Annotated in this window: 22 protein-coding genes; 19 read left to right on the top strand and 3 right to left on the bottom strand. The window is 64.6% G+C overall.

Annotated elements, in window-relative coordinates; translation table 11 throughout:
• The first annotated feature begins 192 nt into the window (after nt 1-192).
• From CO675_RS16645 to CO675_RS16635, 3 genes are all read left to right on the top strand, one after another.
• On the top strand, nt 193-1,962 hold the full coding sequence (locus tag CO675_RS16645; protein WP_198964624.1) for a glycosyltransferase family 39 protein: 1,770 nt from the start codon (nt 193-195) through the stop codon (nt 1,960-1,962).
• A 114-nt stretch (nt 1,963-2,076) separates the two neighbouring features.
• The gene (locus CO675_RS16640) at nt 2,077-2,400 is read left to right on the top strand and encodes a ComEA family DNA-binding protein (protein WP_097672960.1); all 324 of its coding nucleotides are present in this window, start codon (nt 2,077-2,079) and stop codon (nt 2,398-2,400) included.
• Between the two features lie 66 nt (nt 2,401-2,466).
• Entirely contained in the window at nt 2,467-2,796 is a 330-nt protein-coding gene (locus tag CO675_RS16635; RefSeq protein WP_097672959.1) for a hypothetical protein, read from the top strand.
• A 64-nt stretch (nt 2,797-2,860) separates the two neighbouring features.
• Here the strand turns inward: CO675_RS16635 and CO675_RS16630 are convergent, their stop codons facing one another.
• Nucleotides 2,861-3,961, bottom strand: a complete 1,101-nt coding sequence (locus CO675_RS16630; RefSeq protein ID WP_245452789.1) for a hypothetical protein — start codon at nt 3,959-3,961, stop codon at nt 2,861-2,863.
• 47 nt (nt 3,962-4,008) lie between these two features.
• Nucleotides 4,009-4,716 carry a FecR family protein gene (locus tag CO675_RS16625; protein ID WP_097672957.1) on the bottom strand — a complete coding sequence of 236 codons (708 nt, stop codon included), beginning with the start codon at nt 4,714-4,716 and terminating at the stop codon, nt 4,009-4,011.
• A 236-nt stretch (nt 4,717-4,952) separates the two neighbouring features.
• Here CO675_RS16625 and CO675_RS16620 point away from each other — a divergent pair, with 236 nt between their 5' ends.
• Nucleotides 4,953-6,257, top strand: a complete 1,305-nt coding sequence (locus CO675_RS16620; protein WP_097672956.1) for a phospholipid carrier-dependent glycosyltransferase — start codon at nt 4,953-4,955, stop codon at nt 6,255-6,257.
• Nucleotides 6,258-6,411: 154 nt separating this feature from the next.
• Here the strand turns inward: CO675_RS16620 and CO675_RS16615 are convergent, their stop codons facing one another.
• The gene (locus tag CO675_RS16615; protein WP_097672955.1) at nt 6,412-7,044 is read right to left on the bottom strand and encodes an OmpA family protein; all 633 of its coding nucleotides are present in this window, start codon (nt 7,042-7,044) and stop codon (nt 6,412-6,414) included.
• A gap of 160 nt (nt 7,045-7,204) precedes the next feature.
• On the opposite strand from CO675_RS16615, the gene CO675_RS16610 reads away from it, so the two are divergent.
• The 15 genes from CO675_RS16610 to CO675_RS16540 all read left to right on the top strand — a co-directional run bounded on the left by CO675_RS16610 (nt 7,205) and on the right by CO675_RS16540 (nt 26,349).
• On the top strand, nt 7,205-7,447 hold the full coding sequence (locus CO675_RS16610; protein WP_097672954.1) for a hypothetical protein: 243 nt from the start codon (nt 7,205-7,207) through the stop codon (nt 7,445-7,447).
• 105 nt (nt 7,448-7,552) lie between these two features.
• A complete protein-coding gene (locus tag CO675_RS16605; RefSeq protein WP_097672953.1) occupies nt 7,553-8,716 on the top strand; it encodes a winged helix-turn-helix domain-containing protein in 1,164 nt (387 codons plus the stop codon).
• Between the two features lie 130 nt (nt 8,717-8,846).
• Nucleotides 8,847-10,169 (top strand): MFS transporter, encoded by a 1,323-nt coding sequence (locus CO675_RS16600; RefSeq protein ID WP_097672952.1) that lies wholly within the window; start codon nt 8,847-8,849, stop codon nt 10,167-10,169.
• Nucleotides 10,170-10,471: 302 nt separating this feature from the next.
• Nucleotides 10,472-11,578, top strand: a complete 1,107-nt coding sequence (locus tag CO675_RS16595) for an efflux RND transporter periplasmic adaptor subunit (RefSeq protein ID WP_097672951.1) — start codon at nt 10,472-10,474, stop codon at nt 11,576-11,578.
• A gap of 57 nt (nt 11,579-11,635) precedes the next feature.
• Nucleotides 11,636-14,773 carry an efflux RND transporter permease subunit gene (locus CO675_RS16590; RefSeq protein ID WP_097672950.1) on the top strand — a complete coding sequence of 1,046 codons (3,138 nt, stop codon included), beginning with the start codon at nt 11,636-11,638 and terminating at the stop codon, nt 14,771-14,773.
• A gap of 21 nt (nt 14,774-14,794) precedes the next feature.
• Entirely contained in the window at nt 14,795-15,403 is a 609-nt protein-coding gene (locus CO675_RS16585) for a TetR/AcrR family transcriptional regulator (protein WP_097673014.1), read from the top strand.
• 163 nt (nt 15,404-15,566) lie between these two features.
• A complete protein-coding gene (locus tag CO675_RS16580; RefSeq protein WP_097672949.1) occupies nt 15,567-16,190 on the top strand; it encodes a flavin reductase family protein in 624 nt (207 codons plus the stop codon).
• A gap of 328 nt (nt 16,191-16,518) precedes the next feature.
• Nucleotides 16,519-17,763 (top strand): SMP-30/gluconolactonase/LRE family protein, encoded by a 1,245-nt coding sequence (locus CO675_RS16575; RefSeq protein ID WP_097672948.1) that lies wholly within the window; start codon nt 16,519-16,521, stop codon nt 17,761-17,763.
• Between the two features lie 381 nt (nt 17,764-18,144).
• Nucleotides 18,145-20,412 carry an acyl-CoA dehydrogenase gene (locus CO675_RS16570; protein ID WP_097672947.1) on the top strand — a complete coding sequence of 756 codons (2,268 nt, stop codon included), beginning with the start codon at nt 18,145-18,147 and terminating at the stop codon, nt 20,410-20,412.
• Nucleotides 20,412-21,695 carry an acetyl-CoA C-acetyltransferase gene (locus tag CO675_RS16565; protein ID WP_097672946.1) on the top strand — a complete coding sequence of 428 codons (1,284 nt, stop codon included), beginning with the start codon at nt 20,412-20,414 and terminating at the stop codon, nt 21,693-21,695. Before CO675_RS16570 ends, CO675_RS16565 begins: the two co-directional genes overlap by 1 nt.
• 2 nt (nt 21,696-21,697) lie before the next feature.
• The gene (locus CO675_RS16560; protein WP_198964622.1) at nt 21,698-23,794 is read left to right on the top strand and encodes a 3-hydroxyacyl-CoA dehydrogenase NAD-binding domain-containing protein; all 2,097 of its coding nucleotides are present in this window, start codon (nt 21,698-21,700) and stop codon (nt 23,792-23,794) included.
• 89 nt (nt 23,795-23,883) lie between these two features.
• Nucleotides 23,884-24,237, top strand: a complete 354-nt coding sequence (locus CO675_RS16555; RefSeq protein WP_097673013.1) for an acyl-CoA thioesterase — start codon at nt 23,884-23,886, stop codon at nt 24,235-24,237.
• A gap of 166 nt (nt 24,238-24,403) precedes the next feature.
• Nucleotides 24,404-24,598, top strand: a complete 195-nt coding sequence (locus CO675_RS16550; protein ID WP_097672944.1) for a hypothetical protein — start codon at nt 24,404-24,406, stop codon at nt 24,596-24,598.
• Between the two features lie 81 nt (nt 24,599-24,679).
• Complete coding sequence (locus CO675_RS16545; protein WP_097672943.1) at nt 24,680-25,375, top strand: HAD family hydrolase; 696 nt, start codon at nt 24,680-24,682, stop codon at nt 25,373-25,375.
• Between the two features lie 143 nt (nt 25,376-25,518).
• The gene (locus CO675_RS16540) at nt 25,519-26,349 is read left to right on the top strand and encodes a DeoR/GlpR family DNA-binding transcription regulator (protein ID WP_092124510.1); all 831 of its coding nucleotides are present in this window, start codon (nt 25,519-25,521) and stop codon (nt 26,347-26,349) included.
• Nucleotides 26,350-26,401: the final 52 nt, after the last annotated feature.

Below are 26,401 nucleotides of genomic sequence, written 5' to 3'. Positions count from 1 at the left end.
CCTCTCAGCGAATTCCCCGCCAGAGACGTCGATCAACATGACCGGCGAATGACGACGCCTCGCCTCGCGCAAGGATACGTCGACAGAGGCAGAGGTCGCGTCAGGCTATCGTAATGGTCGCCGTGAAAAGCATGCCGGACAACGCGGCTCGCATCGCGCTTTCCGATCTCCGTCCCCAGGCTTCCGAACGATATGCCGGTCGATTTTGCGTTCTCAGCGATGGCCAAGCGGTCCGATCGCAGCCCGGCGTCGTGGCGCCGTCCGTTCAATCGATGGCTGGAGGGAGTGGAGGCAGGGTGGTCGGTGCCGTTGCTGCTGGTTTGCTTCGTCGGCATCTGGACGGTGTATCTGTCGGTGGCCTATCACGGCGCCGGCCTGCATCCGGACGTGCTGGAGACCTGGACGTATGGCCGGCATTTCGCATGGGGTTATCCCAAGCATCCGCCGTTGATGGGGTGGACGACCGGCGCGTGGACCTCGGTCTTTCCGCTCACCGACTGGTCGCTGCAGCTGATGGCAATGACGTATGCGGCGTTGGCCCTGTGGTTCGTCGATCTCATCGCACGAAGGTTCGTCTCCGGCCACAAGCGCCTGATCGTGCTGCTCCTGCTGATGCTGACCCCGGCATACCAGTTTCACGCGCAGCGCTTCAACGCCAACGCCGTGTTGCTCGCCGTCTGGCCGCTTGCAACCTACTGCTTCCTGCGCGCCTTTGAAACCAGGGCCCCGCTCTGGGCGATTGCTGCGGGTGTCGCGGCTTCGCTTGCAATGCTGGGCAGGTACTATTCGATCTTTCTGATCGCGAGCTTCGCGCTGGCGGCCATCATCCATCCCTTGCGGCGCGCCTATTTCACGTCCAGTTCGCCCTGGATCTCCACTGCCGCCGGGCTGATCGTGCTGTCTCCGCATCTGCACTGGCTGGTCACGACAGGCGCGGAGCCTGTCCGCTATGCCGCGACGCATGTGGGGGCCGGATTCCCTTCGTCGCTGCGGGATGCCGTCAATTTCCTGCTGGGCCTCGCCGCGGCGACGAGTGTGTCCGCCGTGACGTGGGCGATGATAACAGGGTATCGAGTAAAGCGCCTTGCTCGGGATCTCGCGGCGGCGGATCCCAACCTGAAGCTGCTTGGCCGCGTCGCGATCTGCACGATCGCGCTTCCTTTCATCACGTCCATATTGCTCGGCACCGACTTGCCGTCGCTATGGGCGCTTCAAGGATTGTTCCTGTTCGCCGTGCCCGTCGTGTGCAGCACGCGTTACCCGATCGAGCGGTTCTACACGGTGAATGCAGCCCTGCTGGTTGCCGGAATAGCGATCGTCGCCGCCGCGCTGGCAGCCCCGGCCCATGCCCTCTACCGCAACAGCTACGGCTATGAGGAAGGGCGAAACGTCTATCACCAGGCCGCAGACAGGCTCACCCGGCTGTGGCACGAGCAGATGGGTACGCCGCTGTCGATCGTCGGCGGCAACGACAGCCTTGGGGTCGCGGTGGCCTTCTACAGCTCCGATCATCCGCATTATGGCGATCCCTTCGCCTACCAATATTCATTGGCATTGCCTCGCGAGGTGACGCCGGAGCGCGGCTGGGCGGCGCTCTGTTTCGATGACCAGGACGATTGTCTTGAATGGACCGCGCGAATGGCGGCCCACGCCGGACGCTATGTCAAACGCGAGTTTTCCGTTCAATCGAGCCTGTTCGGAATTCCAGGCATCAAGCGAAACCTCGTCGCATTCCTGGTGGCGCCGCGTCGTGAGCCGGTCAATGCACCGCCAAGCCTTGTCAACGATGCCGGTCAGGGCGGAGGACATGTCTCTCCGCAAACAGATTCGCCGCGCCGCGCGGAGCCGGATGTCGCACTGCCGGAAAATCAGCCGCCGGGAAATGCGCCGCAGACGATCGATCCAGGTGCCAACATGCTGGTGCATCATGGAGCAGCAAAGCTCTTCGTCCTGATGCGCTGATCAAGCTCATCCCGGAACGCCGCCGTGGCGATCGCGCGCGTAATCTTGCGGTAATCGGCCCCCGCTTTATCGGCGGCGGGGTCAAGGGCGTCATATCACGAAGGATAGCGGTCCATGCTTATCAGGTTGGTTTGCATCAGCCTCGGCGTTTGCGGCATCATCGGCGCCACCGCGGTCGCACAGACATCTCCATCAACGACCGGCTCAACTCACCCGGCCCCCGCAACACGCGCGTCGATCAGTCGTGCCGACAAGATCAACCTCAACGCCGCTCCTGTCAGCGAGCTGGTGAAGCTTCCGCACCTCAGCGTGCGTGGCGTCACTGCGATCACAGAGGCGAGAGCAAAGTCGAAGTTCAAGGATTGGAATGATTTCGTGGCCCGACGGGTTGTGCCGCGATACGTCAGGAGCGAGCTCAAGGAGCTCGTCACGTTCTAGAGGGGCTTTGTCGATCGTTGCCGAGGGGCGGGCGCGGTTGTTGAACGCGAATAAGGATCTGCTTCAATGAAACGAGTAGCTGTTTTTGCCACCATGGCGGTGATCGCTGTGGGATGTCTTGCCTCGACAGAAGCCACGGCAGGTGGCAGGCGGGGAGATGCAGTCGCCGTCGGCATCGTCGGCGGCCTGGCCGTCGGCGCCCTGTTGGGCTCCACCATGGCCGCTGGTGCGGCTCCGGCCTATGTCTACGAGCGGGAGTATTATTCGCCGCCCCCTGTCGTCCACTATCATCGTCACGTGTACGATTACGGCGACGAATATCCAGGCGGATATGACTACGGTTATAGATCCGGGTACCGGGAAGGCTACTCGGACGGTTATTGGGACAACGATTGACGTAGATCGGCGTCGGCGCTGATCCGGTTGCTCGACGGTGCGGGGCCGGACCAGCGGCCCCGTCCTAATAACTGATCCGCAAGCCCACGCCGCCGTGCAGCGTGTTGCCGACCGGTTGCGGTCCGGCGGTGCCATTGAGGAAGAGGTCGGCGATCCAGCCCTTGGTGATGCGGAAGCCGACGCGGCCGCCATATTCGAACCAGCCCTGATTGCCGATCGTCGGCACGATGGTGCCATCGCCGGTGACGGTGGCGACGATGCCGGAGTGGGTGGCGAAGGATTGTACCCAGCCGCCATTGATGTTGGTCTCGATGTTCGATCCGAACAGATGTGTCCACTGGCCGCCGATCTTGACCAGACTGGTGCGATCGGTGCCGTCGGCGATGGTGGCGTCGAACGGATTGAAGGCAATCGCGGGGTCGCTGTAGCCCTTGACCCGCTGCCACAGCTGCCAGACCTCGACCGAAGCCGCGACCTCGTCGCGCGCCGACAGCCGGCTGATCCAGCCGGCGCGTCCATACACGCCGTAATTCTCGCTCGAGGTCTGGCCGGTAACCGACACCGGGCCGAGGCTGGTCGTGTAGCTGCGGGTGTAGCGCACCTTCTCCGACGGCGAGAGGATCGCGCCGATGTCGAAGAACGGCCGCGACGAGCCCCAGTCGACGAAGTCGTAGCGCAGCGCGAAGGCGCCGATCGGCGCGCTGGTGACGTTGTAGCCGCCTTCGCCATATTGCGTGTAGGCGATGCCGGCGAGCAGCGACAAATTCGGCGTAATGGTCTTGCGGCCATGGATGCCGGCCGAGAACGAGCCGGCCGAGCCGAAGGCGCTGATGCAGTCGTCGCAATTGACCTGCTCGTTGACGCCGAGCAGCACCGATCCGAGCACGCGGTTGGTGATCATCTGGTTGAAGCGCTGGTCGGCGAGGCTGTTGATCGAACTGCCGCTCGACGGCGCGCCGGTGATCGGCGTCGGCGACGGGCTGGGCGTTGGTGTCGGCGTGGGTGTCGGCGTTGGCGACGGTGTGGCGGTAGGTGTCGGCGTCGGCGTCGGGGTTGCCGTACAGTTCGGCGATGCTGAAAGCGATTCGGAATTGCAGTTCGGCGTCGGAGACTGCGCCTCGGCCGGCGTAGCCAGCGCATGCAGCATCGCGAGCGACAGTGCCATCGTCAGCGCCGCCGACAGGATCAAATGATGGAGACGCCGCACCATGCTCACCGCCCGCACAGCATGCCGGTCGGGTCGTCGACCGGCGGCGTCACCGGTGAGGCGTCCGCGAACTGGGTGACGGTGCAGAGGCCCGCGGCCTGGGAGCAGGTCGCGGCAAAGGTCCAAGGCGGGTTGTTGGTCTTCTGGATCGTGGTGCGGCCGCCGCTCGAGGTGATGATCGCGGTATCGCCGGGCTGGGTCAGGTCAATGCACTGCCGGTTCGACGTACACACCGTCGATGCGCCTTCCTGCAACACCACGGTGGTCTTGCCGCGTTGCGAGAGGATGTCGAGCACCGTGCCGCGGACGCCGATGGTCGCAAGCGGCGTAGTGATCGTGTAGGCAGCCTTGTTCGAGTGGCCGGTGACGAAGCGGAACGCTCCCGAGGTCAGGCGGATCGCAACATCGCGATAGTGATGCTCGTCGTCGAACACGCTGCGATCGAGCTTGAGCGAGGCATTCGGTCCGAGCGACAGGTTGGTGCTGTCGGCCATCACCAGCCGTGCGGCGCTCTCGAGGCCGGTGCGCACCGTCTCGTCGCGCAGCAGCGCGTCGCCGACATTGATCGGCGTGGTCGCGGCTGCAACGCGGACGACCTCGTTCTTCACCATGGCCGCTTCGCCGACGCGTGTCTGCGCCTGAACGGGATGAGCCGTCAGTGCGACCGCAAGACCGAGTGCAAGGAGAGAGAAAAAGCTGTGGCGCAAATTCATTGCAATACCGATCGACCTACCCTCTCATCGTACCGGATCGCGGACGGAGCTGATATTGTATAATTGTCACAAGCCGTGTTGAGTTGCGCCGGACGGTGAGTGTCGATGGATTCGAAAATGCCCGCGGCTGCGGACATCAACGTGAGATTTGATCACACTCGTCACATACATCACACTCGTGGCCGTCGTAGCTCACACTTCGCTCACACTGGCTCCCCTCGCAGCGTGCTCGCCCTTTGATCACCGAATCCAAATCTCCTTCTGTTCTGCGGCGTCCCGCCACGCGCACGGCGCCCGTCGCGGCCATCATCTTCATCATCGCCCATGTCGTGTTGCTGCTCGGGATCACCACGCCGGACAAGCTCTATTTCGATGAGGTGCATTACGTGCCGGCGGCGCGCCAGATGCTGTTGCCGGTGGTCGAGGGCCCGATCCTCAACCCGATGCATCCGCCGCTCGCCAAGGAGATCATCGCCCTGTCGATCAAGGCGTTCGGTGACGTGCCGCTCGGATGGCGCTATCCCGCGGCGCTGTTCGGTGCGCTCGCGCTGGTCGCCGTCTATCTCGGCGGCCTCGCGCTGTTCGCCTCGCAGGAGCGCGCCATCGCGGCCGTGCTGCTCGCTTTCTTCAACCAGATGCTGTTCGTGCAGGCACGGATCGCAATGCTGGATATTTTCGCGCTCGCCTTCTGCCTGTTCGCGATCGCTGCCTTCATCCACGGCTTCAGGCAGAAGCGGCCGCAGCTCGCCTTCGTGCTGACGGGCGTATTCGCAGGGCTGGCCTGCGCCTGCAAATGGAGCGGGCTGTTCATGCTCGCGACCTGCATCGCGATCGTCGCGATGATCCGCCTGATGCAGGGCTGGCGCACGCGCTTCGCCGACGCCAATGCGGAGGACTGGTATCGGCCGGACCTGTGGCCGGACTTCCGTCTTCCCCACTTCATCGGCTGTTTCGTGCTGATCCCGGCGGCCGTCTATCTCGCGAGCTTCGTACCGCTGTACGGCTTCTCGCTCACCGACCTCGTCGAGGCACAGCGCCGCATCTTTGCCGACAACACCACGACCGCGATCGCGGGCCACACCTATATGAGCTCATGGCCGTCCTGGCCGTTCCTGGTGCGTCCGGTCTGGTACCTGTTCGAGAAGGCCGGCGATGACAGGTTTGCCGCGATCGTGTTTCTCGGCAATCCGCTGATATTGTGGCCGGCGTTGATCGCGCTGATCGTCGCGCTGCGCGACTGGATCGTGACCCGCAGCCGCGATGCCTTTCTGGTGCTGGCGTTCTATCTCGGCCCGTATCTCGCCTGGGCGCTGCTGCCGCGCACGCTCGGCTTCATCTATTACTACCTGCCGGCCGCGACCACCGCGAGCTTCGTGCTGGTCTACGCTTCGACGCGCAAGGGCGTGCCGCGCTGGCTGTTGTGGACCTTCGTGGCGGTCGGATGCGCAGGCTTCATCGCGATGCTGCCGATCACGGTTGCCGCCATCGGGACGTCGATGGCGACCTTCAACCGGCTGATGCTGTTCCAGAGCTGGATCTGACTCTCTCTGAAACAAGGGATCCGCCTGCCCAATGTGGCGGGTGGCTCCAGAGCGTTTTCGAGCGAAGTGGACGCCGGTTCGCGTGAAGAAAGCGCGTTCAGATAAAAGGCGGAGCTTCGGTTCAATCTGAACCGAAGCTCCAGGCTCCGGGAGATTACTGCGACGCCGTCTTGGTATCCATGTTGACGACCTGCACGCGGCGGTTGGTCGGGTCCATCGGCGCGTTCGGATCCTTCGGCCGGGTCTTGCCGTAGCCGACGGTCACGAGATCAGAGCCGTTCAGCCCGTAATGCTCGACCAGATAGTTCTTGATGGTGTCAGCGCGGCGCTCCGAAAGATCCTGGTTATAGGCTTCGCTGCCGATCGCGTCGGTGTGGCCGGCGACGACGAAGGTCGAGCCCTTCATGCTGGCATCCGACAGTGCCTTGCCGAGTTCCTGCACCGCCTGGGTCGAGCCCTTGGCGATCTCCGCCGAGTTGTAGTCGAAGTGAATCTCAAGATCGATCTTCGGCTTGTTGGCGGCGATGTCGGCGATCTCCTGGCGTTCGCCCAATGACAGCGAGCGAGTCTGCCGGTTACGAACGGTGTTGAGGAAGCTCGTCTCCTTGGCCGACGCGACCGGGTCGACCTGCGTGCCGGCGGAGAGGCCGCGGGTGGCCGACTTCGGCTTCAGCGCATTGAGGATCTGGGCGGCCGGAACGGTGTCGCTGCCGGCCAGTGCGACGCCCGCCGTCATCGACAGCGCAGCGCCGATCGTCAAAAGAGACAGGGAGAAGGAGCGGGTCATGGTTTTCGTCCTTAAAGGTCAGGCCAGCCGATCCGGCTGCTATCGTTTTGATGCTGGGAACCTAGGACCGGTTCAAAGTCGGGAATGTGATTTAGGTCACAGTTGAATATGCCGGGCCCTGTCCCGTATCAGCCGGGGGCAAACGACGGAGGAGAGCATCTTGGCCCACGTCAATCGTGTCCTCCGCTCGATCAATGACGAAGGCGCTTCGCGCTGCGTCGATATCTTCGTTCGCCCGGAAGGGACGATCGGCTTCGAGGAATATCGGCGGGACGTGGAAGACGGCCGCGGCTGGTTTCCGATTGGCGGCCATTCATCCCGGGTCTTTCATGAGGAAGGCGCGGCGCTGGATGCAGCGCTGGCGGACGTGCCCTGGTTGCGGCGGGCTGTTGGATCGCCGTAGCCGGTCCGAAGCGCTCCTCACGTCAAGGCGCCGATGATCATGCACGGCTGATTTGCCTCGCGCGGCTCTCCACAGCAGCGCGAATCTCACTACATTGCCTGGGCAATGCCCCGCGCCGCCGAACCCTTATCCCTGAACAATGCCGCCGCCCGCCATATCTGGCTGCGCGCGCAGCGGCTCGATACAACGGCGCCGTTCGGGGAGGGGGCGTCGGCCGTAGCGGCCGCCGTCGACCATCTGGGCTATGTGCAGATCGACACCATCAACGTGATCGAACGCTGCCACCACCACATCCTGTTCACCCGGATTCCGGACTACCGTCGCGCCGACCTCAAGCAGGCGCAGAGCCAGGACAAGAGCGTGTTCGAATACTGGACCCACGCGCTGTCCTACGTGCCGTCCAAGGACATCAACATCTTCCTGCCGGCGATGAAGGCGCACAAGCGCGAGGGCCATAAATGGTTCTCGTCGGTGACGCCATCGGATACCCGCAAGGTGCTGCGGTTGCTGCGGGCCGGTCCGCTGACCATCCGCGACATCGAAGACGACGTGCTGACCGAGAAGGAGCATCTCTGGCAGAGCCGCAAGCCCTCCAAGCGTGCGCTGCAACTCGCCTTCTATGGCGGCGTGGTCACGATCAGCGAGCGCGCCGGCATGCTGAAGACCTACGAGCTGATGACCAGGCATTTCGGCTGGGACAGGCCGCCGAAGCCCGCACCGGCCTCGGCCAGAACAGCCTATCTGCTCGACCGCGCGCTGCGCTCGCAGGGCATCGTCAGCCTGGACTCGATCTGCCATCTCGACGCGCCGAGCAAGAAGGCAGTGCGCAGCCTGATCGAGGCGAGAGTGCGGCGCAAGGAGCTGGTGCGGATCGCGCTCGATGGTGCCGGCAAGCAGGAGCATTGGGCGCGGCCCGAGGCGCTGGAGGAGACCGGCGAGGGTGATCCCGCTTTGGTTCACATCCTCTCGCCGTTCGATCCCCTCATCATCCAGCGCAAGCGCACCGAGCTGTTCTTCGGCTATGGTCACCGTTTCGAGGCCTATGTGCCGAAGGAGAAGCGCCTGTTCGGCTATTTCGCGCTGCCGGTGCTGGTCGGCGACGAGATCGTCGCCGCGCTCGACCTGAAGACCGACCGGCAGAACAGGAAGCTGCTGATGCAGAAATGGAGCTGGGTCGGCAACGGCAAGAAGCAGGCGGCGCGCAAGGAGCTGAAGCGTCGCATCGAGGAGGAGCTCGACCGCTTCGAGCGTTTCCAACTCGCCGAATAGGGCCGGCTCGCAGTGACGCCGTGGAAACGCCCGGGTTCCGATCTGGCCTGTGTGCTATGAGTTTTTGCCATTGCTCAAGGTCGGGCCACCCAATAATCCTCAAGGCAAGCAATAGCTTTGGGGGAAACAGATGAGCCAGACCGCAACCGCTGCTGATCGCGGCGCCCGCAGCGAGATCGAGACGTCCACGATCCGCGCGATCTCCTGGCGGCTGATCCCGTTCCTGATCCTGGCCTACTTCTTCTCCTATCTCGACCGCGTCAATCTCGGCTTCGCCGCGTTGACCATGAACAGCGAACTGAAATTCTCGCCGGTGGTGTTCTCGTTCGGCGCCGGCATCTTCTTCATCGGCTATTTCATCTTCGAGGTGCCGAGCAATCTGGCGCTGGAGCGGTTCGGCGCCAGCAAGTGGATCGCCCGCATCATGGTGAGCTGGGGCATCCTCTCGGCCTTGATGGCGGCGGTCTATGACGAGCACAGCTTCTACGCGTTGCGCTTTTTCCTCGGCGTCGCCGAGGCCGGCTTCTTCCCCGGCATCATCCTCTATCTCACTTATTGGTATCCGGCCGAGTATCGCGCGCGCTTCCTCGCCGCCTTCGCGCTCGCCGTGCCGATTTCGACCGTGATCGGCGCCCCGATCTCCGGCCTGTTGCTCGGGCTCGACGGCGTGATGGGGCTGAAGGGCTGGCAATGGCTGTTCGTCATCGAGGGCATCCCCTCGGTGCTGCTCGGCATCGTCACCTGGTTCTATCTCACCGACCGGCCGGAGAAGGCCGATTGGCTCTCGGCCGAGCAGAAGGCCTGGCTGAAGGCGAAGCTCGATGCCGAGGTCGCGGCCAAGCAGGCGGCGCAGCACTTCACGCTCGGCCAGGCGCTGTCCTCGCCGAAGGTGCTGGCGCTCAGCGCGATCTATTTCGGCTTCGTCGCCTCGCTCTACGGCATGCAGTTCTGGCTGCCGCAGATCGTCAAGGCGTTCGGTCTCACCAACGCGCAGACCGGCTTCGTCACCGCGATCCCCTACGCGTTCGGCACCGTCGCGATGATCCTGTGGGCGCGCCGTTCCGACGCCACGCGGGAGCGCGTGTTTCATGTCGGCGCGCCACTGCTGCTCACGGCGCTGGCGCTCGCCGTCTCCAGCTACATCACCGATCCGACCATGACCATGGTGGTGCTGACGGTCGCCGCGATCGGCGTGTTCTGCACCTTCGCGGTGTTCTGGACGCTGCCGACCGCCTGGCTGTCAGGCACCGCCGCCGCCGGCGCGATCGCGCTGATCAACTCGATCGGCAACCTTGCCGGTTTCGGCGGGCCCTATCTGATCGGCTGGGTGAAGGAGACGACTGGCAGCACGTCGACCGGCCTCCTGGTGCTGTCGCTGCTGCCGCTCGCGGCGGGCCTCCTGGTCTTCCTCGGCAGCCACGAAACCAAGACCGAGTTCGCGAGCGCGAAGTAGCGCCGCGCGATCCGGGATCGGCACCCGGATCGGCAGCTGGACAAAAAAATCGAAAACAACCCCACGCACAGTACGTAACCCGGATGCAGCGAAGCGTTACCCGGAACGCTCTCGCCACTGGCATGAGCCCCGGATTTCGCTTCGCTGCATCCGGGCTGCGCAGTACTTCCAGGCCCGCCGCACCTGCCATTGCCACGCGGATCCAGCCCGTCCTCACGAATAGGTTACTACTGACGAATATTGACATTCATCAGTGATAAATCAATACTATTCATCAGTCGTCAGCCTGATGGAGATTTCAGATGTTCGTTCGTTCCGTTTTGTCGAGCTATTACAGGCTCTTGACCGGAGCGTCGCTGGCTTTCGCGGTGTTCGCGCTGACCGGCTGCAATGAAAAGGCAGCCGAAAACGCCGATCCGGGACGCCCCGTTCTGGTGGCGACCGTTCATTACGAGGCCGAAACCCCTGAGCGCAGCTTTGTCGGCACCATCAAGCCCCGTATCGAAGCCGATATGGGCTTTCGGGTCGCCGGCAAGGTGGCCAAGCGGCTGGTCGAGGTCGGACAGACAGTCGACGTCGACCAGCCCTTGGCCACCCTCGATGAGGTCGACCTGAAGTTGCAGGCCGAGCAGGCGGAGGCGGAATTCCGCGCCGCCACCGGCGTGCTGGCGCAGGCCGCGGCCGCCGAGCAGCGAGCCAAGGATCTGAAGGTCAAGGGCTGGACCACCGATGCAGCGCTCGATTCCGCCAAGGCCGCCGGCGACGAGGCGCGCGCGCGGCTGAACCGCGCCGAGCGCTCGGTCGAGCTGACCAAGAATTCTCTCTCTTATGCAACGCTGGTGGCCGACACGAGGGGTGTCGTCACAGCGACCATGATCGAGCCCGGCCAGGTGGTTGCCGCGGGCCAGGCCTCGATCCGTGTCGCCCGACTTGGCGAGAAGGAAGCTGTCGTCGCGATCCCCGAGACGCTTCTTGCTCGTGCCAGGTCGGGCGTTGCCACGGTGACGCTGTGGTCCGATGCCAAGAAGACCTATGCCGCGAAGCTGCGTGAGGTCGCGCCGCAGGCCGATCCCGCCACCCGCACCTATCTCGCGAAGTTCTCGCTGCCCGACGCCGACGAGGCCGTCTCGCTCGGCATGACCGCAACGCTGACCCTGGCCGACAAGGCGACCGAGCGGGTGGCCAAGCTGCCGCTGTCGGCGCTGTACAGCCAGGGCGGCGATCCCTCGCTCTACATCGTCGACGACAAGGGCGACATCGCGCTGAAGCCAGTCAAGGTGAAGGCCTATGAGAGCAACAACGTCGTCATCTCCGGCGGCGTCGACGATGGCGCCAAGGTGGTCGCCCTCGGCGTGCAGAAACTCGATCCGAGCCAGAAGGTCCGGGTCGTCTCGTCGCTGTCGTTCTAACCCTCGCAAAATCAGCAGAAACGGTTCTGGGACCTGGTCTAGAACTTGGAGAGTTCGATGAAGCGCTTCAACCTTTCGGCCTGGGCGGTCAGCCATCCGACGCTGGTGCTGTTCCTGATGATCATCCTCGGCGCCGCCGGCTTCTTCTCCTACCAGAAGCTCGGCCGCGCCGAGGATCCGTTCTTCACCGTCAAGGTGGTGAACGTCTCGGTGATGTGGCCGGGCGCGACCTCGCAGGAAATGCAGATGCAGGTCGCCGATCCCATCGAGAAGAAGCTGCAGGAGTTGCCGTTCTTCGACAAGGTGCAGACCTATTCCAAGCCGGGCTTTACGGCGATGCAGGTCTCCTTCAAGGATTCGACCTCACCGAAGGACGTGCCCTATCTCTTCTATCTGCTGCGCAAGAAGCTGGTCGACGTGCAGGGCGAACTGCCCTCCGGCATCCTCGGCCCCGTGGTTAACGACGAATTCTCCGACGTCGATTCGATCCTCTATATGATGACCGGCGACGGCGCTGACTATGCGCAGCTCAAGAAGGTCGCGGAAGGTTTCCGCCAGCGCCTGCTGAAGGTGCCCGGCGTCACCAAGATCGACCTCTACGGCATCCAGGACGAGCGCATCTTCGTCGAGTTCTCGCATGCCAAGCTGGCGACGCTCGGCATCACGCCGCAGGCGCTGTTCGATTCGCTCGCCAAGCAGAACAACGTCACGCCGGCCGGCACGGTCGAGACCTCGTCGCAGCGCGTGCCGCTGCGCGTCACCGGCGCGCTTGACGGCGTCAAGGCGGTTGCCGAGACGCCGGTCGAGAGCAACGGCCGCGTGTTCCGGCTCGGCGATATCGCGACTGTCTCTCACGGTTATGTCGATCCGCCGAGCTTCAAGGTGCGTCAGGAAGGCAAGCCCGCGCTCGGCATCGGCGTCGTCACCGCCAAGGGCGCCAACATCCTCGAGCTCGGCAAGGAGGTCCAGCAGGCGACCGCCGAGTTCATGAAGGCGGTGCCGCAGGGCGTCGATATCCAGCAGATCGCCGACCAGCCCAAGGTGGTCGAGCACGCCGTCGGCGAGTTCGTGCACTCCTTCGTCGAGGCGCTCGCGATCGTGCTGTTCGTCTCCTTTGTCGCGCTCGGCTGGCGCACCGGCATCGTGGTGGCACTGTCGGTGCCGCTGGTGCTCGGCATCGTCTTTATCGTCATGAACGCGATGTCACTCGATCTGCACCGCATCACGCTCGGCGCGCTGATCATTGCGCTCGGCCTTTTGGTCGACGACGCCATCATCGCGGTCGAGATGATGGTGGTGAAAATGGAACAGGGCTGGGACCGCATGAAGGCGGCGTCCTTTGCCTGGGAATCTACCGCGTTTCCGATGCTCACGGGGACGCTGGTCACAGCCGCTGGCTTCCTCCCCATCGGCTTTGCCAATTCGGCTGTCGGCGAATACGCCGGCGGCATCTTCTGGATCGTGGCGATCGCGCTGGTCGCCTCCTGGTTCGTCGCGGTGATCTTCACGCCCTATATCGGCGTCAAGCTGCTGCCCAACATCAAGGTGCACCAGAACCACGATCCGCACGCGATCTACGAGACGCGGATGTATCGCGGCTTGCGCAGCGTCGTGCAGTGGTGCGTCGATCACCGCATCAAGGTGGTGGCGGCGACCGTCGGCGTGTTCGTCGCCGCGATCGTGGGCTTCGGCCACGTCCAGCAGCAGTTCTTCCCGCTGTCGGAGCGGCCCGAGCTGTTCCTGCAGCTCCGCCTGCCGGAAGGTACCGCCTTCAACGTGACGGAAAAGGCGGTCAAGCAGGCCGAAGGACTGTTGAAGGACGACCAGGACATCCAGACCTACACCGCCTATGTCGGCCAGGGCTCGCCGCGCTTCTGGCTCGGCCTCAACCCGCAGCTGCCGAACGAGGCCTTTGCCGAGATCGTCATCCTCGCCAAGAACGTCGAGGCGCGCGAGCGCGTCAAGGCGAAGATCGAGCAGGCCGCCGCCGATGGCGCGCTGAACGAGGCGCGGGTCCGGGTCGACCGCTTCAACTTCGGTCCGCCGGTCGGTTTCCCGGTCCAGTTCCGCGTGATCGGTCCCGACGCCAACAAGGTGCGCGACATCGCCTACCAGGTGCGCGAGGTGATGCGCCAGAACAAGAACGTCAAGGACGTCCAGCTCGACTGGAACGAGCAGTCGCCTTACCTGAAGCTCGCTGTCGATCAGGATCGGGCGCGCGCGCTCGGCCTGACCCCGCAGGATGTCTCGCAGGCGCTCGCAATGCTGATCACGGGCGCGCCGGTCACCACGATCCGCGACGGCATCGAGAAGGTCGGCGTGGTCGCCCGCGCGGTGCCGTCCGAGCGGCTCGATCTCGGCCGCGTCGGCGATCTCACCATCACCACGCGCAACGGCGTCGCGGTGCCGCTGCAGCAGATCGCCAAGATCGAATATGCGCATGAGGAACCGATCCTGTGGCGGCGCAACCGCGACATGGCGATCACCGTTCGCTCCGACGTCGTCGACGGTGTGCAGGCGCCCGACGTCACCAACCAGATCGCGCCGAAGCTGAAGGACATCCAGGCCCATCTCGAGCCGGCCTACCGGATCGAGCCGGGCGGAGCGTTCGAGGAATCCGCCAAGGGCAACGCGTCGATCTTCATCCTCTTCCCGCTGATGGTGATGGTGATGCTCACGCTGCTGATGATCCAGCTGCAGAGCTTCTCGCGCCTGACCCTGGTGTTCCTGACCGCGCCGCTCGGCATCGTCGGCGCCTCGCTCGGGTTGAATGTCGCCAACCAGCCGTTCGGCTTCGTGGCGCTGCTCGGCCTGATCGCACTCGCCGGCATGATCATGCGCAATACGGTGATCCTGGTCGATCAGATCGAGAGCGATGTGGCGTCCGGCCTGACCCGGCGGGAGGCGATCGTCGAGGCCACGGTCCGGCGCGCACGGCCGGTGGTGCTGACCGCGCTCGCGGCGATCCTCGCCATGATCCCGCTGTCGCGCTCGGCGTTCTGGGGCCCGATGGCGATCACCATCATGGGCGGTTTGTTTGTTGCGACTTTCCTGACCTTGCTGTATCTGCCGGGCCTTTACGCCCTCTGGTTCCGCAAGACCCTGGACGAAAGCGGTCCCGCGCAAGCCGATACTGCGCCGCAGCATGCGGGAAAAGGACAACTCGCATTTCCACTTGCTGAGGCGGCCGAATAATTGAAGATTGAGCAGGCCAACATGACACTGATCTCGGAACATAGCGAAACCGACACCCGCGAGCGAATTCTCGTGGTGGCGGAGCGCTTGTTCCGGCAGATCGGCTACCAGAAGACGACAGTCGCCGACATCGCCAAAGAGCTGCGGATGAGCCCCGCCAACGTGTATCGCTTCTTCGATTCGAAGAAGTCGATCCACGAGGGCGTGGCGCGCGGCCTGATGGGCGAGGTCGAGATCGAGGCGCAGCGGATTGCCCGGTCGGAGGGGCCGGCGGCAACGCGCCTGCGCCAGATGATGACGACCATCAATCGCATGAACACCGAGCGCTATGTCGGCGATTCCAAGCTGCACGAGATGGTCGAGATCGCGATGCAGGAGGACTGGGAGGTCTGCGCCGCCCATATGGAGCTGATCGGCCAGACGATCGGTGAGGTGATCGCGCAGGGCGTGGCCTCGGGTGAATTCGAGGTCAAGGACCTGCAGCTTGCCGCGCTGTGCGCCGGCACGGCGATGATGCGGTTTTTCCACCCGCAGATGATCGCGCAATGCGCCAACAAGCCGGGCCCGACCATCGACCAGATGATCGATTTCGTGATCGCCGGCTTGTCGCCGCGCGCCCGTGCCAATTGAGCTGCCGGGCCTGACGTTTTCGTCAGTTGACTCTTCCCGTATTGCAAGCGAAGCGAAACCGTAGCCCGGATGGAGCGCAGCGTAATCCGGGAACGCTTCCACGTGTGAGACGAGTCCCGGATTGCGCTGCGCTCCATCCGGGCTACGGCAAGAGGGGCCCCGCGTGACCGCCAAAGACCTGCATTTCTACGAGCCGAAGAACGGCCACGGCTTGAAGCACGATCCGTTCAACGCCATCGTGGCGCCGCGGCCGATCGGCTGGATCTCCTCGCGCGACAAGGGTGGCAACGTCAACCTCGCGCCCTACAGCTTCTTCAACGCCTTCTGCTACACCCCGCCGATCATCGGCTTCTCCTCCACCAACTGGAAGGACAGCGTCGCCAATATCAAGGACACCGGCGAGTTCGTCTGGAACCTGGCGACGATGGATCTCGCCAAGCACATGAATGCGACCGCGGCGCATGTCGCGCGCGATGTCGACGAGTTCAAGCTCGCGGGGCTGACGCAGGTCGCCGGCAAGCTCGTCAACGTGCCGCGCGTCGCCGAGAGCCCGGTGTCGTTCGAATGCAAGGTGAGCCAGATCATCCAGCTGCAGGGCGCCGACGGCAGGAAGGCCGAGGCCTGGCTGACGCTCGGCGAAGTCGTCGCCGTCCACATCGACAAGGCCTTCATCAAGGACGGCGTCTATCAGACCGGTCTCGCCCACCCGGTCGTCCGCGCCGGCCGGCGCGGCGATTATTTCGAGATCAAGCCGGAAAACATGTTCGAGATGATCCGGCCTGATTAGTCTTTGCTTCTCCCTCGCCCCGCTCTTGCGGGGAGAGGGTTGGGGTGAGGGGCCGTCTCCACGAGCTGTGCGTTTAGTGAGACCCGTACCCCCTCACCCGAAATTCAAGTAGCGCTTGAATTTCGACCTCTCCCCGCAGGCGGGGCGAGGTAAGGAAGGTTGCCCCGGCTGCGTATTCACGCGTTCCGCAACGACGGCCCACACCACAACAATGTGAAATTTCCGCCCGCAGTGATGAAAAACCGTCACTCGCAACCTCCGAGCGAGCAGTCTAACCTCCCGCGCGCCAGGCCGGATCAACGGCCGGCCAACAGAGTGGGAGGATGCGATGACACGCCAACCGCGGAGCAATCCAACAGAAGAGCGGCGCGATCCGAACGTTTCACGACGAACGCTTGTCCAGGGATTGGCGGTGGGGGCGGCCGCTACCGCAGCCGGCGTCAGCGGCGCGCTGGCCCAGAACGCGCCGGCGCCGGTCGGGCCGCCGACAACCATCACCAGCCCGCCGCGCGATTTTAGCCCGCGCGGTGCGCCGACCACCTATTTCTGGGACCCCGACATCATCGCAGTCGATCCGTCCTTCAACGACCTTGCCCAGCCCAACACCTCGATCAAGCGCCTCTTCACGGGCGTGCTGTGGGCGGAAGGCCCGGCCTGGAGCTCGCAGGGCCGCTATCTCCTGTGGAGCGACATCCCGAACAACCGGCAGATGCGCTGGTCGGAGGATGACGGCCATGTCAGCGTGTTCCGCATGCCGTCGAACTACTCGAACGGCAATTCGTTCGACTTCCAGGGCCGCCAGCTGTCCTGCGAACATCTCACCCGCCGGGTGACGCGCTACGAGAATGACGGCACCGCGACCGTGCTCGCCGATAACTATCAGGGCAAGCGGCTGAACTCGCCGAACGACATCGTCGCGCATCCCGACGGCAGCTACTGGTTCACCGATCCGCCCTATGGCGGCCAGCTCTACGAGGGCGAGCCTGACGCGGCCGGTGGACCGGGCAATTCAGCCGGCAAGCTCAATCCGCGGATCGGCCAGCCCGCGGGCTTCGTGGCGGCCAAGCGCGAGCTGCCGACCAATTGCTATCGCATCGATCCCTCCGGCCGCGTCGATGTCGTGGTGACCGAGGATCAGGTGCCGGACCCGAACGGCATCTGCTTCTCGCCGGACTACAAGAAGCTTTACGTCGTCTCGACCGGCAAGGGACCGGGCGACACCGGCCCGGGTGGCAAGGGTGACGTCTTCGTGTTCGATGTCGGCGCCGACAACAAGCCCGTCAACGGCAAGCGCTTCAGCGACTTCACGATCGATGGCGTGAAGTGCGGGCCGGACGGCATCCGCTGCGACGTCAACGGCAATGTCTGGTGCTCGAGCAATGCCGGCCGCGCGGTCGGCTACAACGGCGTGACGGTGTGGTCGCCGGAAGGCAAGCTGCTCGGCCGCATCCGGCTGCCCGAAGTCTGCGGCAACATCACCTTCGGCGGCCCCAAGCGCAACCGCCTGTTCATGGCCGCAAGCCAGTCGCTCTATGCGGTCTATACCGCAACCCAGGGCGCCGGGCCGGCCTGAGGCATGAACTGTAACCGCGCAGGAAACTGCGCTCCCTCTCCCGCTTGCGGGGGAGGGTTGGGGTGGGGGTATCTCCGCGAGTCGTATCGTGGTGAGACCCCCCACCCGCCGCGCTGATGCGCGGCGACCTCCCCCGCAAGCGGGAGAGGTGGGGAGCCTGCCGCAAGACCAGCACGGTTCATCCTGCTTTCGCGGTGCTACCACCTTCGGCTACCTGATTGTCGCGGCTCAGCTTTCGGAACTGAACGCGCGGCCTGCCGTTAACAAACGGCGGCTTGGCCGCGTCAATTTCGCTTTATTTGCAGGGCGAAGTGTTCACCCGTGACCGGCACTTTCCGCTAGGATCATGCCACCGCTGCGCCGATCCATGAGGACCCCACCATGAGCTTCCGCCGCGATTACCTTTCCAAGCCGATCTTTTCCTGGGCGCGTGGCGTGCTGCCGACCATGTCGGACACCGAGCGCGAGGCGCTGGAGGCCGGCGACGTCTGGTGGGACGCCGATCTGTTCACCGGCAATCCCGACTGGTCGAAATTGCTGGCGTTCTCGCCGGCCAGATTGACCGACGAGGAGAACGCCTTCCTGCACGGTCCGGTCGACGAGCTCTGCGCGATGCTCGACGAGTGGAAGATCAACTGGGAATGGCGCGATCTGCCGCCCGAGGTGTGGAGCTTCATCAAGGCCAAGAAATTCTTCGGCATGATCATCCCCCGGGAATTCGGCGGGCTCGGCTTCTCGCCTTATGCGCATTCCGAAGTGGTGCGCAAGATCTCCTCGCGCTCGCTCACCGCGGCCGTCACCGTGATGGTGCCGAACTCGCTCGGGCCGGGCGAACTCCTGATGCGCTTCGGCACCAAAGAGCAGCAGGACAGATGGCTGCCGCGCCTCGCCGCGGGCCAGGACATTCCCTGCTTCGGCCTGACCAGCCCGGAGGCCGGCTCCGATGCCGCCTCGATGATCGACACCGGCATCATCTGCAAGGGCAATTTCGAAGGCCGCGAGGTGATCGGGCTCAAGCTCAACTGGCACAAGCGCTACATCACGCTGGGGCCAGTGGCGACGCTGCTCGGCCTCGCCTTCAAGGCCTATGATCCCGATCACCTGGTCGGGAGCGAGCAAGAACTCGGCATCACGGTTGCGCTGATCCCGACCCATCTGCCCGGCGTCTCGATCGGCCATCGCCATCTGCCGGCGATGCAGGTGTTCCAGAACGGCCCGAACTGGGGCAAGGACGTCTTCATCCCGCTCGACTACATCATCGGCGGCCAGGAGCGCTTGGGGCAGGGCTGGAAGATGCTCATGACCGCGCTCGCCGCCGGCCGCGGCATCTCGCTGCCGTCGCTGTCGGCCGCCGGTGCCGCCTACGCCGCGCGCACCACCGGCGCCTATGCCCGCATTCGCGAACAGTTCGGCATTTCCATTTCCAAGTTCGAGGGCATCGAGGAGCCGCTGGCGCGGATCGCCGGCACCGCCTATCTGCTCGACGCCGCGCGGCGGTTGACCTGCGCTGCGCTGAACGAGGGGCATCATCCCGCCGTCATCTCCGGGATCATGAAGCTGCACGCCACCGAGCGGATGCGGATCGCGATCGACGACGCCATGGACATCCACGGCGGCAAGGCCGTGATCGACGGGCCGCAGAACTATCTCGGCGGGCTCTACCGCTCGGTGCCGGTCGGCATCACGGTCGAGGGCGCCAACATCCTGACCCGCAATCTGATCGTGTTCGGGCAGGGCGCGATCCGCGCGCATCCTTATCTGTTGCAGGAGATGAACGCGCTCAGCGAGACCGATCGCGACAAGGGCCTCACCGCGTTCGACACCGCATTCTGGAAGCATGTCGGCCACAGCTTTGCGACCATGTTCCGCGCCTGGGGCCGCAGCTGGACCTTCGGCCTGTTCGCACCGGCGCCGGACGCCGGCGACGCAACGGAGTTCTATCGCCAGCTCTCGCGCTATTCGTCGGCGTTCGCGCTGTGCGCCGACATGGCGCTGCTCACGCTCGGCGGCGCGCTGAAGCGCAAGGAGATGCTCTCGGCGCGGTTCGGCGACATCCTGTCCGAGCTCTACTTGCTGTCTGCCGCGCTGAAACGCTGGCAGGACGAGGGCCGGCAGAAGGAGGATCTTCCCGCGCTCGAATGGTGCATGGCATCCGGCTTCAAGACCATCGAGAACCGCTTTGCGGAAATCCTCGCCAATCTGCCGAACCGACCGGTGGCATGGATGCTGAAATTCCTGATCCAGCCGTTCGGCGCGCGCGTCACGGGTCCGTCGGACCGCGTCGTGCATCTCTGTGCGCAACTCGTGCTGTCGCCGTCGGCGGCACGCGACCGCCTCACGCCGGATCTCGCCTTTGTCGAGGATGACGGCGGCATCGCGCGGCTGGAAAAGGCCTTCCGCCTTGTCATCGCGGCCGAGGACGCCGCCAAGCAGTTGCGCGCGGCGCGGCTGCATGACTGGAAGGATGCGGTCAAGAAAGGCGTCCTCACCGAGGCCGACGGCGAGAAGCTCGCCGCCGCCCATGAGGCCGTGGCCAAGGTCATCGAGGTCGATGATTTTGCGCCCGAGGCGCTGTCCCCGATTTACAAGAAAACCGCCGACGTGCATCAGTTCTTCCAGGAGCTGGGTGAGCAGAGGGCGGCGAGCTGATGGCGCGACCAGTCTTTATCGTCGACGGCAGCCGGACGCCGTTCCTGAAGGCGCGCTCCGGTCCCGGCCCGTTCACCCCGGTCGATCTCGCCGTGCAATGCGGCCGGCCGCTGCTGGCGCGGCAGCCGTTCGCGCCCACCGCTTTCGACCAGGTCATCCTCGGCTGCGTCAACGTGATCGCCGACGAGATGAACCCGGCCCGGGTTGCAGCGCTCCGGCTCGGGATGGGCGAGCAGATGGTCGCCTTCACGGTGCAGATCAATTGCGGCTCCGGCATGCAGTCGATCGATACCGGCTATCGTTACATCCGCGAGGGCATCTCCGATCTGATCCTCGCCGGCGGCGCCGAAGCGCTGAGCCACGCGCCGCTGGTGTGGCCCAATTCCGGCGTGCGCTGGTTCGCCGGCTTTGCCGGCGCCAAAGGCTTAGGGCCCAAGATCGCCGCGGCGCTGAAGGTGAGGCCGAGCTACTTCAAGCCGATCATCGGGCTGGAGCGCGGGCTGACCGATCCCATCACCGAACTCAACATGGGGCAGACCGCCGAGAAGGTCGGCCATCTCTTCGGCATCACCCGCGCGCAATCCGATGCTTACGCCGCCGAGAGCCATCAGCGGCTGGCCAACGCGCAGAAGCAGGGTTTCCTCAAGGGTGAGGTCGAGACCGCGTTCTCCCGCGACGGCAAGTTCTACGACCACGACGACGGCGTCCGCCCGGACTCGACAGCCGAGACCCTGGCCAAGCTGAAGCCGGTGTTCGAGCGCCCGTGGGGCCAGGTCACCGCCGGCAATTCCTCGCAGATCACCGACGGCGCCTCCTGGGTGATCCTCGCGTCCGAAAACGCCGTGGCAAAGCACGGGCTGACGCCGAAGGCCGTCATCCTCGACAGCCAGTGGTCGGCGCTCGATCCCTCGATCATGGGCCTCGGTCCGGTGCTGTCGGCGAGCGCGCTGCTCAAGCGCAACGGGCTGACCTTGCAGGAGGTCGAGACCTGGGAGCTGAACGAGGCCTTTGCCACCCAGGTGCTGGGTTGCCTTGCCGCCTGGAACGACGACAAATTCTGCCGCGAGATTTTGGGACTTGATGGCGCGGCCGGCGAGATCGACCGCGCCAAGTTGAATGTCGACGGCGGCGCGATCAGCCTCGGCCATCCCGTCGGCACCAGCGGCAACCGCATCGTGCTGCATCTGGTCAATGCGATGAAGCGGCTCGGCACAAGGCGCGGTGTCGCCACCGAATGCATCGGTGGCGGGCAGGGCGGCGCGATGTTGATAGAGACGGTGTGATCATGGATTCACGGATCATGGACGTTCTCGCCGACCGCGTGCTCGAGCTCGGGCCGAAGCCGGCCGCCGACAGCCCGTACAGGAATTTCAAGCTGACGCGTGACGAAGACGGCATTGCCTGGCTGCTGTTCGACCGCGCCGGCACCAGCGCCAACACGCTGTCTGCCGATCTGCTCGAGGAGCTCGATGCCATTGTCGCGGCGCTGGAGAACCAGCGGCCCACCGGCCTCGTGGTGCGCTCGGCCAAGACAAGCGGCTTCATCGCCGGCGCCGACGTCAATGAATTTCGCGGTGTCAGCGATCCGCGCACGGTCGAGACCGAGATCGGCCGCGCCCATGCGGTGATCGACCGGCTCGAGGCGCTGCGCGTGCCCTCGGTCGCCGTGATCCACGGTTTCTGTCTCGGCGGCGGCCTCGAGGTCGCGCTGGCCTGCCAGATGCGCATCGCGATCGACGATGCCAGGTTCGGCTTTCCCGAGGTGATGCTCGGCCTGCATCCCGGCCTCGGCGGCACCGTGCGCTTCACCGAGCTGGTCAACCCGATGCAGGCGATGACCTTGATGCTGACCGGCAAGACGGTCGACGCGCGGCGCGCGAAGTCGCTCGGCCTGGTCGACGCCGTCACCCAGGAGCGCCACGTCCGCAACGCGGTGAAGGACGCGGTGTTCGGCCGGCTGAAGCGCGCCAAGCCCGGCGTGCTCAACTCGCTGCTCAATCTGGGTCCGGTCCGGGGCTTGCTTGCCTCGCGGATGCGCAGCGAGGCGGAGAAGGCGGCGCCGCACAAGCATTATACGGCGCCCTATGCGCTGATCGATCTCTGGGAGAAGCACGCCGGCAATCGCGCGGCGATGCTGAATGCGGAGAAGGCTTCGTTCGCCAATCTGATGGTGACGCCGACTGCGCAGAATCTGATTCGCGTGTTCTTCCTGCGCGAGCAGATGAAGAAGGCGGCAGGCCCCGGCAACAAGGTGCAGCACGTGCATGTCATCGGTGCCGGCGCGATGGGCGGCGACATCGCGGCCTGGTGCGCCAATCAGGACATGCGCGTCACGCTCGCCGACATGAAGGCCGAGCCGATCGCGGGCGCGATGAAGCGCGCTGCGGATCTGTTCGGCAAGATCATGCGCAAGAAGATCGACCAGCGCGACGCGCTCGACCGGCTGATCCCCGACATGGACGGCGAGGGGGTCCGCAACGCCGATCTGATCATCGAGGCGGTGCCGGAAAAGCTCGAGCTGAAGCAGAAGGTCTATGCCGGCCTCGAGCCGAAGATGAAGCAGGGCGCGATCCTCGCCACCAACACGTCGAGCATTCCGTTGCAGGATCTGCGCACCACGCTGGCACGGCCGGAGCGGCTGCTCGGCTTGCACTTCTTCAATCCGGTGTCGCGGCTGCAACTCGTCGAGGTCGTCAGCCATGACGGCACCGACGCTGCGATGCTCAAGGAAGCGCTCGCCTTTGTCGGCGCCATCGATCGCCTGCCGCTGCCGGTGAAGAGCTCGCCGGGCTTCCTCGTCAACCGCGCGCTGACGCCCTACATGCTGGAAGCGATGATGATGCTGGACGAGAAGACCGACCAGCGCCTGATCGACGCGGCCGCCGTCGAGTTCGGCATGCCGATCGGCCCAATCGAGCTTGCCGACCAGGTCGGCCTCGATATCTGCCTCGATGTCGGCGACATGTTGCGCTCGAAGTTCGGCGACACCTTGCCACCGACGCCGGCCTGGCTGCGCGAGAAGGTCGCCAAGGGCGAGCTCGGCCGCAAGACCGGCAAGGGCTTCTACACCTGGAAGGACGGCAAGGCGGAGAAGGCGCCGCTGCCAGAGACCGGACCGAAAGTCAGCGACGAGATGATCGACCGCCTGGTGCTGCCGATCTCCAATGTCTGCGTCGCCGCCTTGCGTGAAGGCATCGTCGACGACGCCGATATGGTCGACGGCGCGATGATCTTCGGCACCGGCTATGCCCCGTTCCGCGGCGGCCCACTCAACTACGCACGCACCCGCGGCGTCGACAGTGTCGTATCCGCGCTGCGCGCATTGACGCAGAAATTGGGCGATCGTTTCGCACCCGACGCAGGCTGGGAGACCTTCAAGTGACCGATACCCAAGCGCCCGAAACCCATGTTCACGCGCCGCCGATCAGCGGCAACGAACCGCAGGGCGATCTCTGCATCCGCACGCTGGCGATGCCGGCCGACACCAATGCTAATGGCGACATCTTCGGTGGCTGGCTGCTCAGCCAGATGGATGTCGGCGGCGGCGTGTTCGCCTCCAAGCTCGCGAAGTCCCGCACCGTGACGGTCGCAATCGAGGCGATGAACTTCCGCAAGGCGGTCTATGTCGGCGATCTCGTGTCGGTGCACGCCAATCTCGTGCGCGTCGGCCGCACCTCGATCACGGTGCATCTCGAAGCCTGGGTGCTGCGTCGCCGCGAGCAGCAATCGATTCTGGTCACCGACGGCAATTTCACTTACGTCTCGATCGACGAGCAGGGCCATCCGCAACCGATCCAGCGCGATGGTGCGACGATTTCGACCTGATGTCTCTTATTCGAGAAACGCCGCTGATTCGGCGCGAGGGAAAACGCGTCGAAACTGAGACCGCAGCGCGGCTTGATCGCAAAAGCTGCGCTTTGCGTCGCAAATAAATCGAGGAACAAACAGGCAGTGACACCGTTGTCGGGCCGGAATCAAACCGAGGCCGACTATGTCTGACTGCTACGTCATCGAAGTGAGTTCACAGACCGCGGGTATCGTGGTGCGCGATAGCGGTGGTTACGCGTTTTTTGCAGCCTCGCACCGCTTCCACGCCCTCGAAGGCCAGATTTTCCGCAATGCACGCGAGGCCGAGCGCGCGGCGCGACGGCTTGTCACTGGGCAAGATTTGCAGCTCGCCTCCTGATTTGGAGCCAGGTGGCGCGCCATTTGCGCACGCCGCGAGAGTCTGTATTGATGCATCCGAACTCACGGAAACGTTTTTCGGATGTCGCAGACACAAGGCCGGGCGTCGCAGGCACAAAACAAAGCGCTGCTGTTCGATATCGACGGCACGCTTGCCGACACCGATCCGCTGCATCTGGCGGCGTTCAACCAGGTGCTCGGCCCTCATGGACACAGCTTCGATCACGCGCGCTTCGGCAAGGAGTTGCAAGGCTTCTCCAACGCGTCGATTGGTGAGCGTTTCCTCGCCCACGAACCGGCCGACCGCCGCGCCAGCATCCTTGGCGAGAAGGAGCGGATCTTCCGCGAATTGGTCTCTGGCCAGATCGTGCCGGTGCCGGGATTGATGGCGCTGCTCGAGGCGGCCGATCGCGCCGGCGTGCCGATGGTGGCGGTGACCAACGCGCCGCGCCCGAACGCCGAATTACTGCTCTCGGGGATGGGCATCGCGCACCGTTTCAAGGCCGTCGTGATCGGCGATGAACTGGCGCACGGCAAGCCGCATCCATTGCCGTATCTCGAGGGGCTGCGGCTCGCAGGCGCGCAGGCTTCGGCTTCGCTGGCGTTCGAGGATTCGCGCTCCGGCATCCAGTCCGCGACGGCGGCGGGCATCGCGACGATCGGGATGCGAACCGGGCTCGGTCATGCCGATCTGCTCGCGGCCGGCGCGGTCGCCAGCGCGGCGGCATTCGATGATCCGGAATTGATTCGCCTGATTGCGTCGGCCATGTCTTGGTGAGGAGACGGCGTGGTGAGGCACTGTGCCGGAATGCGCCGCCTCGACATGCTGCAACGCAGTTCTTAACCCCGGCGATGCTTGCTCGTTGACCTCGGTGCCGAACGGTCGCACCATGGGGCTATTCGCCGCTAAAGGGGGCCGCCGTGGCCGGACTCTCCCACCGCCAGACTGAAATCCTCAACATCGCACGCGCATTCGGCCGGGTCATGGTCGAGGACCTTGCCAAGCGATTCGAGGTGTCGGCGCAGACCATCCGCAAGGACCTCAACGATCTCTGCGACGAGCGCTCGCTGACCCGCATCCATGGCGGCGCGATCATCGCCTCGGGCGTCGAGAACCTCGCCTATGAGGCGCGCCGCTTCGTCGCCGCCGAGGAGAAGAAGGCGATCGGCGCCGCCGCGGCCGCGCGGATTCCGAACGGCTGCTCGCTGTTCATCAATATCGGCACCACGACGGAAGAGGTCGCGAGCGCGCTGACCTCGCATGAGGACTTGCTGGTCATCACCAACAACCTCAACGTCGCGATGCTGCTGTACCGCCATCCGCGCATCGAGGTGGTGGTGGCCGGTGGCACGGTGCGCCGCGCCGACGGCGCCGTGGTCGGCTCGACCGCGACACAGCTGATCGGCCAGTTCAAGGTCGATTACGCGATCATCGGCGCATCCGCGATCGACGAGGAGGGCGCGCTCCTCGACTTCGACTATCGCGAGGTGCAGGTGGCGCAGGCGATCATCGCCAACGCGCGAAACGTGATGCTGGTGTCGGATGCGACCAAGCTCCGCCGCAGCGCGCCGGTGCGGATTGCGCATATGAGTCAGATCCAGACCTTCGTCACCGATTCGCCGCTTCCTGCGGGCCTCGCCAACATCTGCCACAGCCGCGGCATCGAGGTGGTCGTCGCGATGGACAAGCCGCAGGCCGATATCGACGACAACGGCGCCGACGCCGCACCCGCGACGCTGCGCAGCGCGTAATTCCGGACTCTCTGATCAAAGCGTTCACTGTTAGACCCGTCACCCTGAGGAG

Source organism: Bradyrhizobium sp. C9, assembly GCF_002532045.1.
Lineage (GTDB): Bacteria > Pseudomonadota > Alphaproteobacteria > Rhizobiales > Xanthobacteraceae > Bradyrhizobium.
This window is presented reverse-complemented; position numbering and strand designations above follow the sequence as displayed.

Excerpts from the sequence above, each read along its gene's own strand:
- CO675_RS16645 (WP_198964624.1), top strand. The coding sequence starts at position 193 with ATGCCGGTCGATTTTGCGTTCTCAGCGATGGCCAAGCGGTCCGATCGC.
- CO675_RS16605 (WP_097672953.1), top strand. The coding sequence starts at position 7,553 with ATGCCCCGCGCCGCCGAACCCTTATCCCTGAACAATGCCGCCGCCCGC.
- CO675_RS16590 (WP_097672950.1), top strand. The coding sequence starts at position 11,636 with ATGAAGCGCTTCAACCTTTCGGCCTGGGCGGTCAGCCATCCGACGCTG.
- CO675_RS16560 (WP_198964622.1), top strand. The coding sequence starts at position 21,698 with ATGGATTCACGGATCATGGACGTTCTCGCCGACCGCGTGCTCGAGCTC.
- CO675_RS16575 (WP_097672948.1), top strand. The coding sequence starts at position 16,519 with ATGACACGCCAACCGCGGAGCAATCCAACAGAAGAGCGGCGCGATCCG.
- CO675_RS16555 (WP_097673013.1), top strand. The coding sequence starts at position 23,884 with ATGCCGGCCGACACCAATGCTAATGGCGACATCTTCGGTGGCTGGCTG.
- CO675_RS16570 (WP_097672947.1), top strand. The coding sequence starts at position 18,145 with ATGAGCTTCCGCCGCGATTACCTTTCCAAGCCGATCTTTTCCTGGGCG.
- CO675_RS16565 (WP_097672946.1), top strand. The coding sequence starts at position 20,412 with ATGGCGCGACCAGTCTTTATCGTCGACGGCAGCCGGACGCCGTTCCTG.
- CO675_RS16615 (WP_097672955.1), bottom strand. The coding sequence starts at position 7,044 with ATGACCCGCTCCTTCTCCCTGTCTCTTTTGACGATCGGCGCTGCGCTG.
- CO675_RS16635 (WP_097672959.1), top strand. The coding sequence starts at position 2,467 with ATGAAACGAGTAGCTGTTTTTGCCACCATGGCGGTGATCGCTGTGGGA.
- CO675_RS16630 (WP_245452789.1), bottom strand. The coding sequence starts at position 3,961 with ATGGCACTGTCGCTCGCGATGCTGCATGCGCTGGCTACGCCGGCCGAG.
- CO675_RS16585 (WP_097673014.1), top strand. The coding sequence starts at position 14,795 with ATGACACTGATCTCGGAACATAGCGAAACCGACACCCGCGAGCGAATT.
- CO675_RS16545 (WP_097672943.1), top strand. The coding sequence starts at position 24,680 with ATGTCGCAGACACAAGGCCGGGCGTCGCAGGCACAAAACAAAGCGCTG.
- CO675_RS16625 (WP_097672957.1), bottom strand. The coding sequence starts at position 4,716 with ATGAATTTGCGCCACAGCTTTTTCTCTCTCCTTGCACTCGGTCTTGCG.
- CO675_RS16600 (WP_097672952.1), top strand. The coding sequence starts at position 8,847 with ATGAGCCAGACCGCAACCGCTGCTGATCGCGGCGCCCGCAGCGAGATC.
- CO675_RS16640 (WP_097672960.1), top strand. The coding sequence starts at position 2,077 with ATGCTTATCAGGTTGGTTTGCATCAGCCTCGGCGTTTGCGGCATCATC.
- CO675_RS16550 (WP_097672944.1), top strand. The coding sequence starts at position 24,404 with ATGTCTGACTGCTACGTCATCGAAGTGAGTTCACAGACCGCGGGTATC.
- CO675_RS16595 (WP_097672951.1), top strand. The coding sequence starts at position 10,472 with ATGTTCGTTCGTTCCGTTTTGTCGAGCTATTACAGGCTCTTGACCGGA.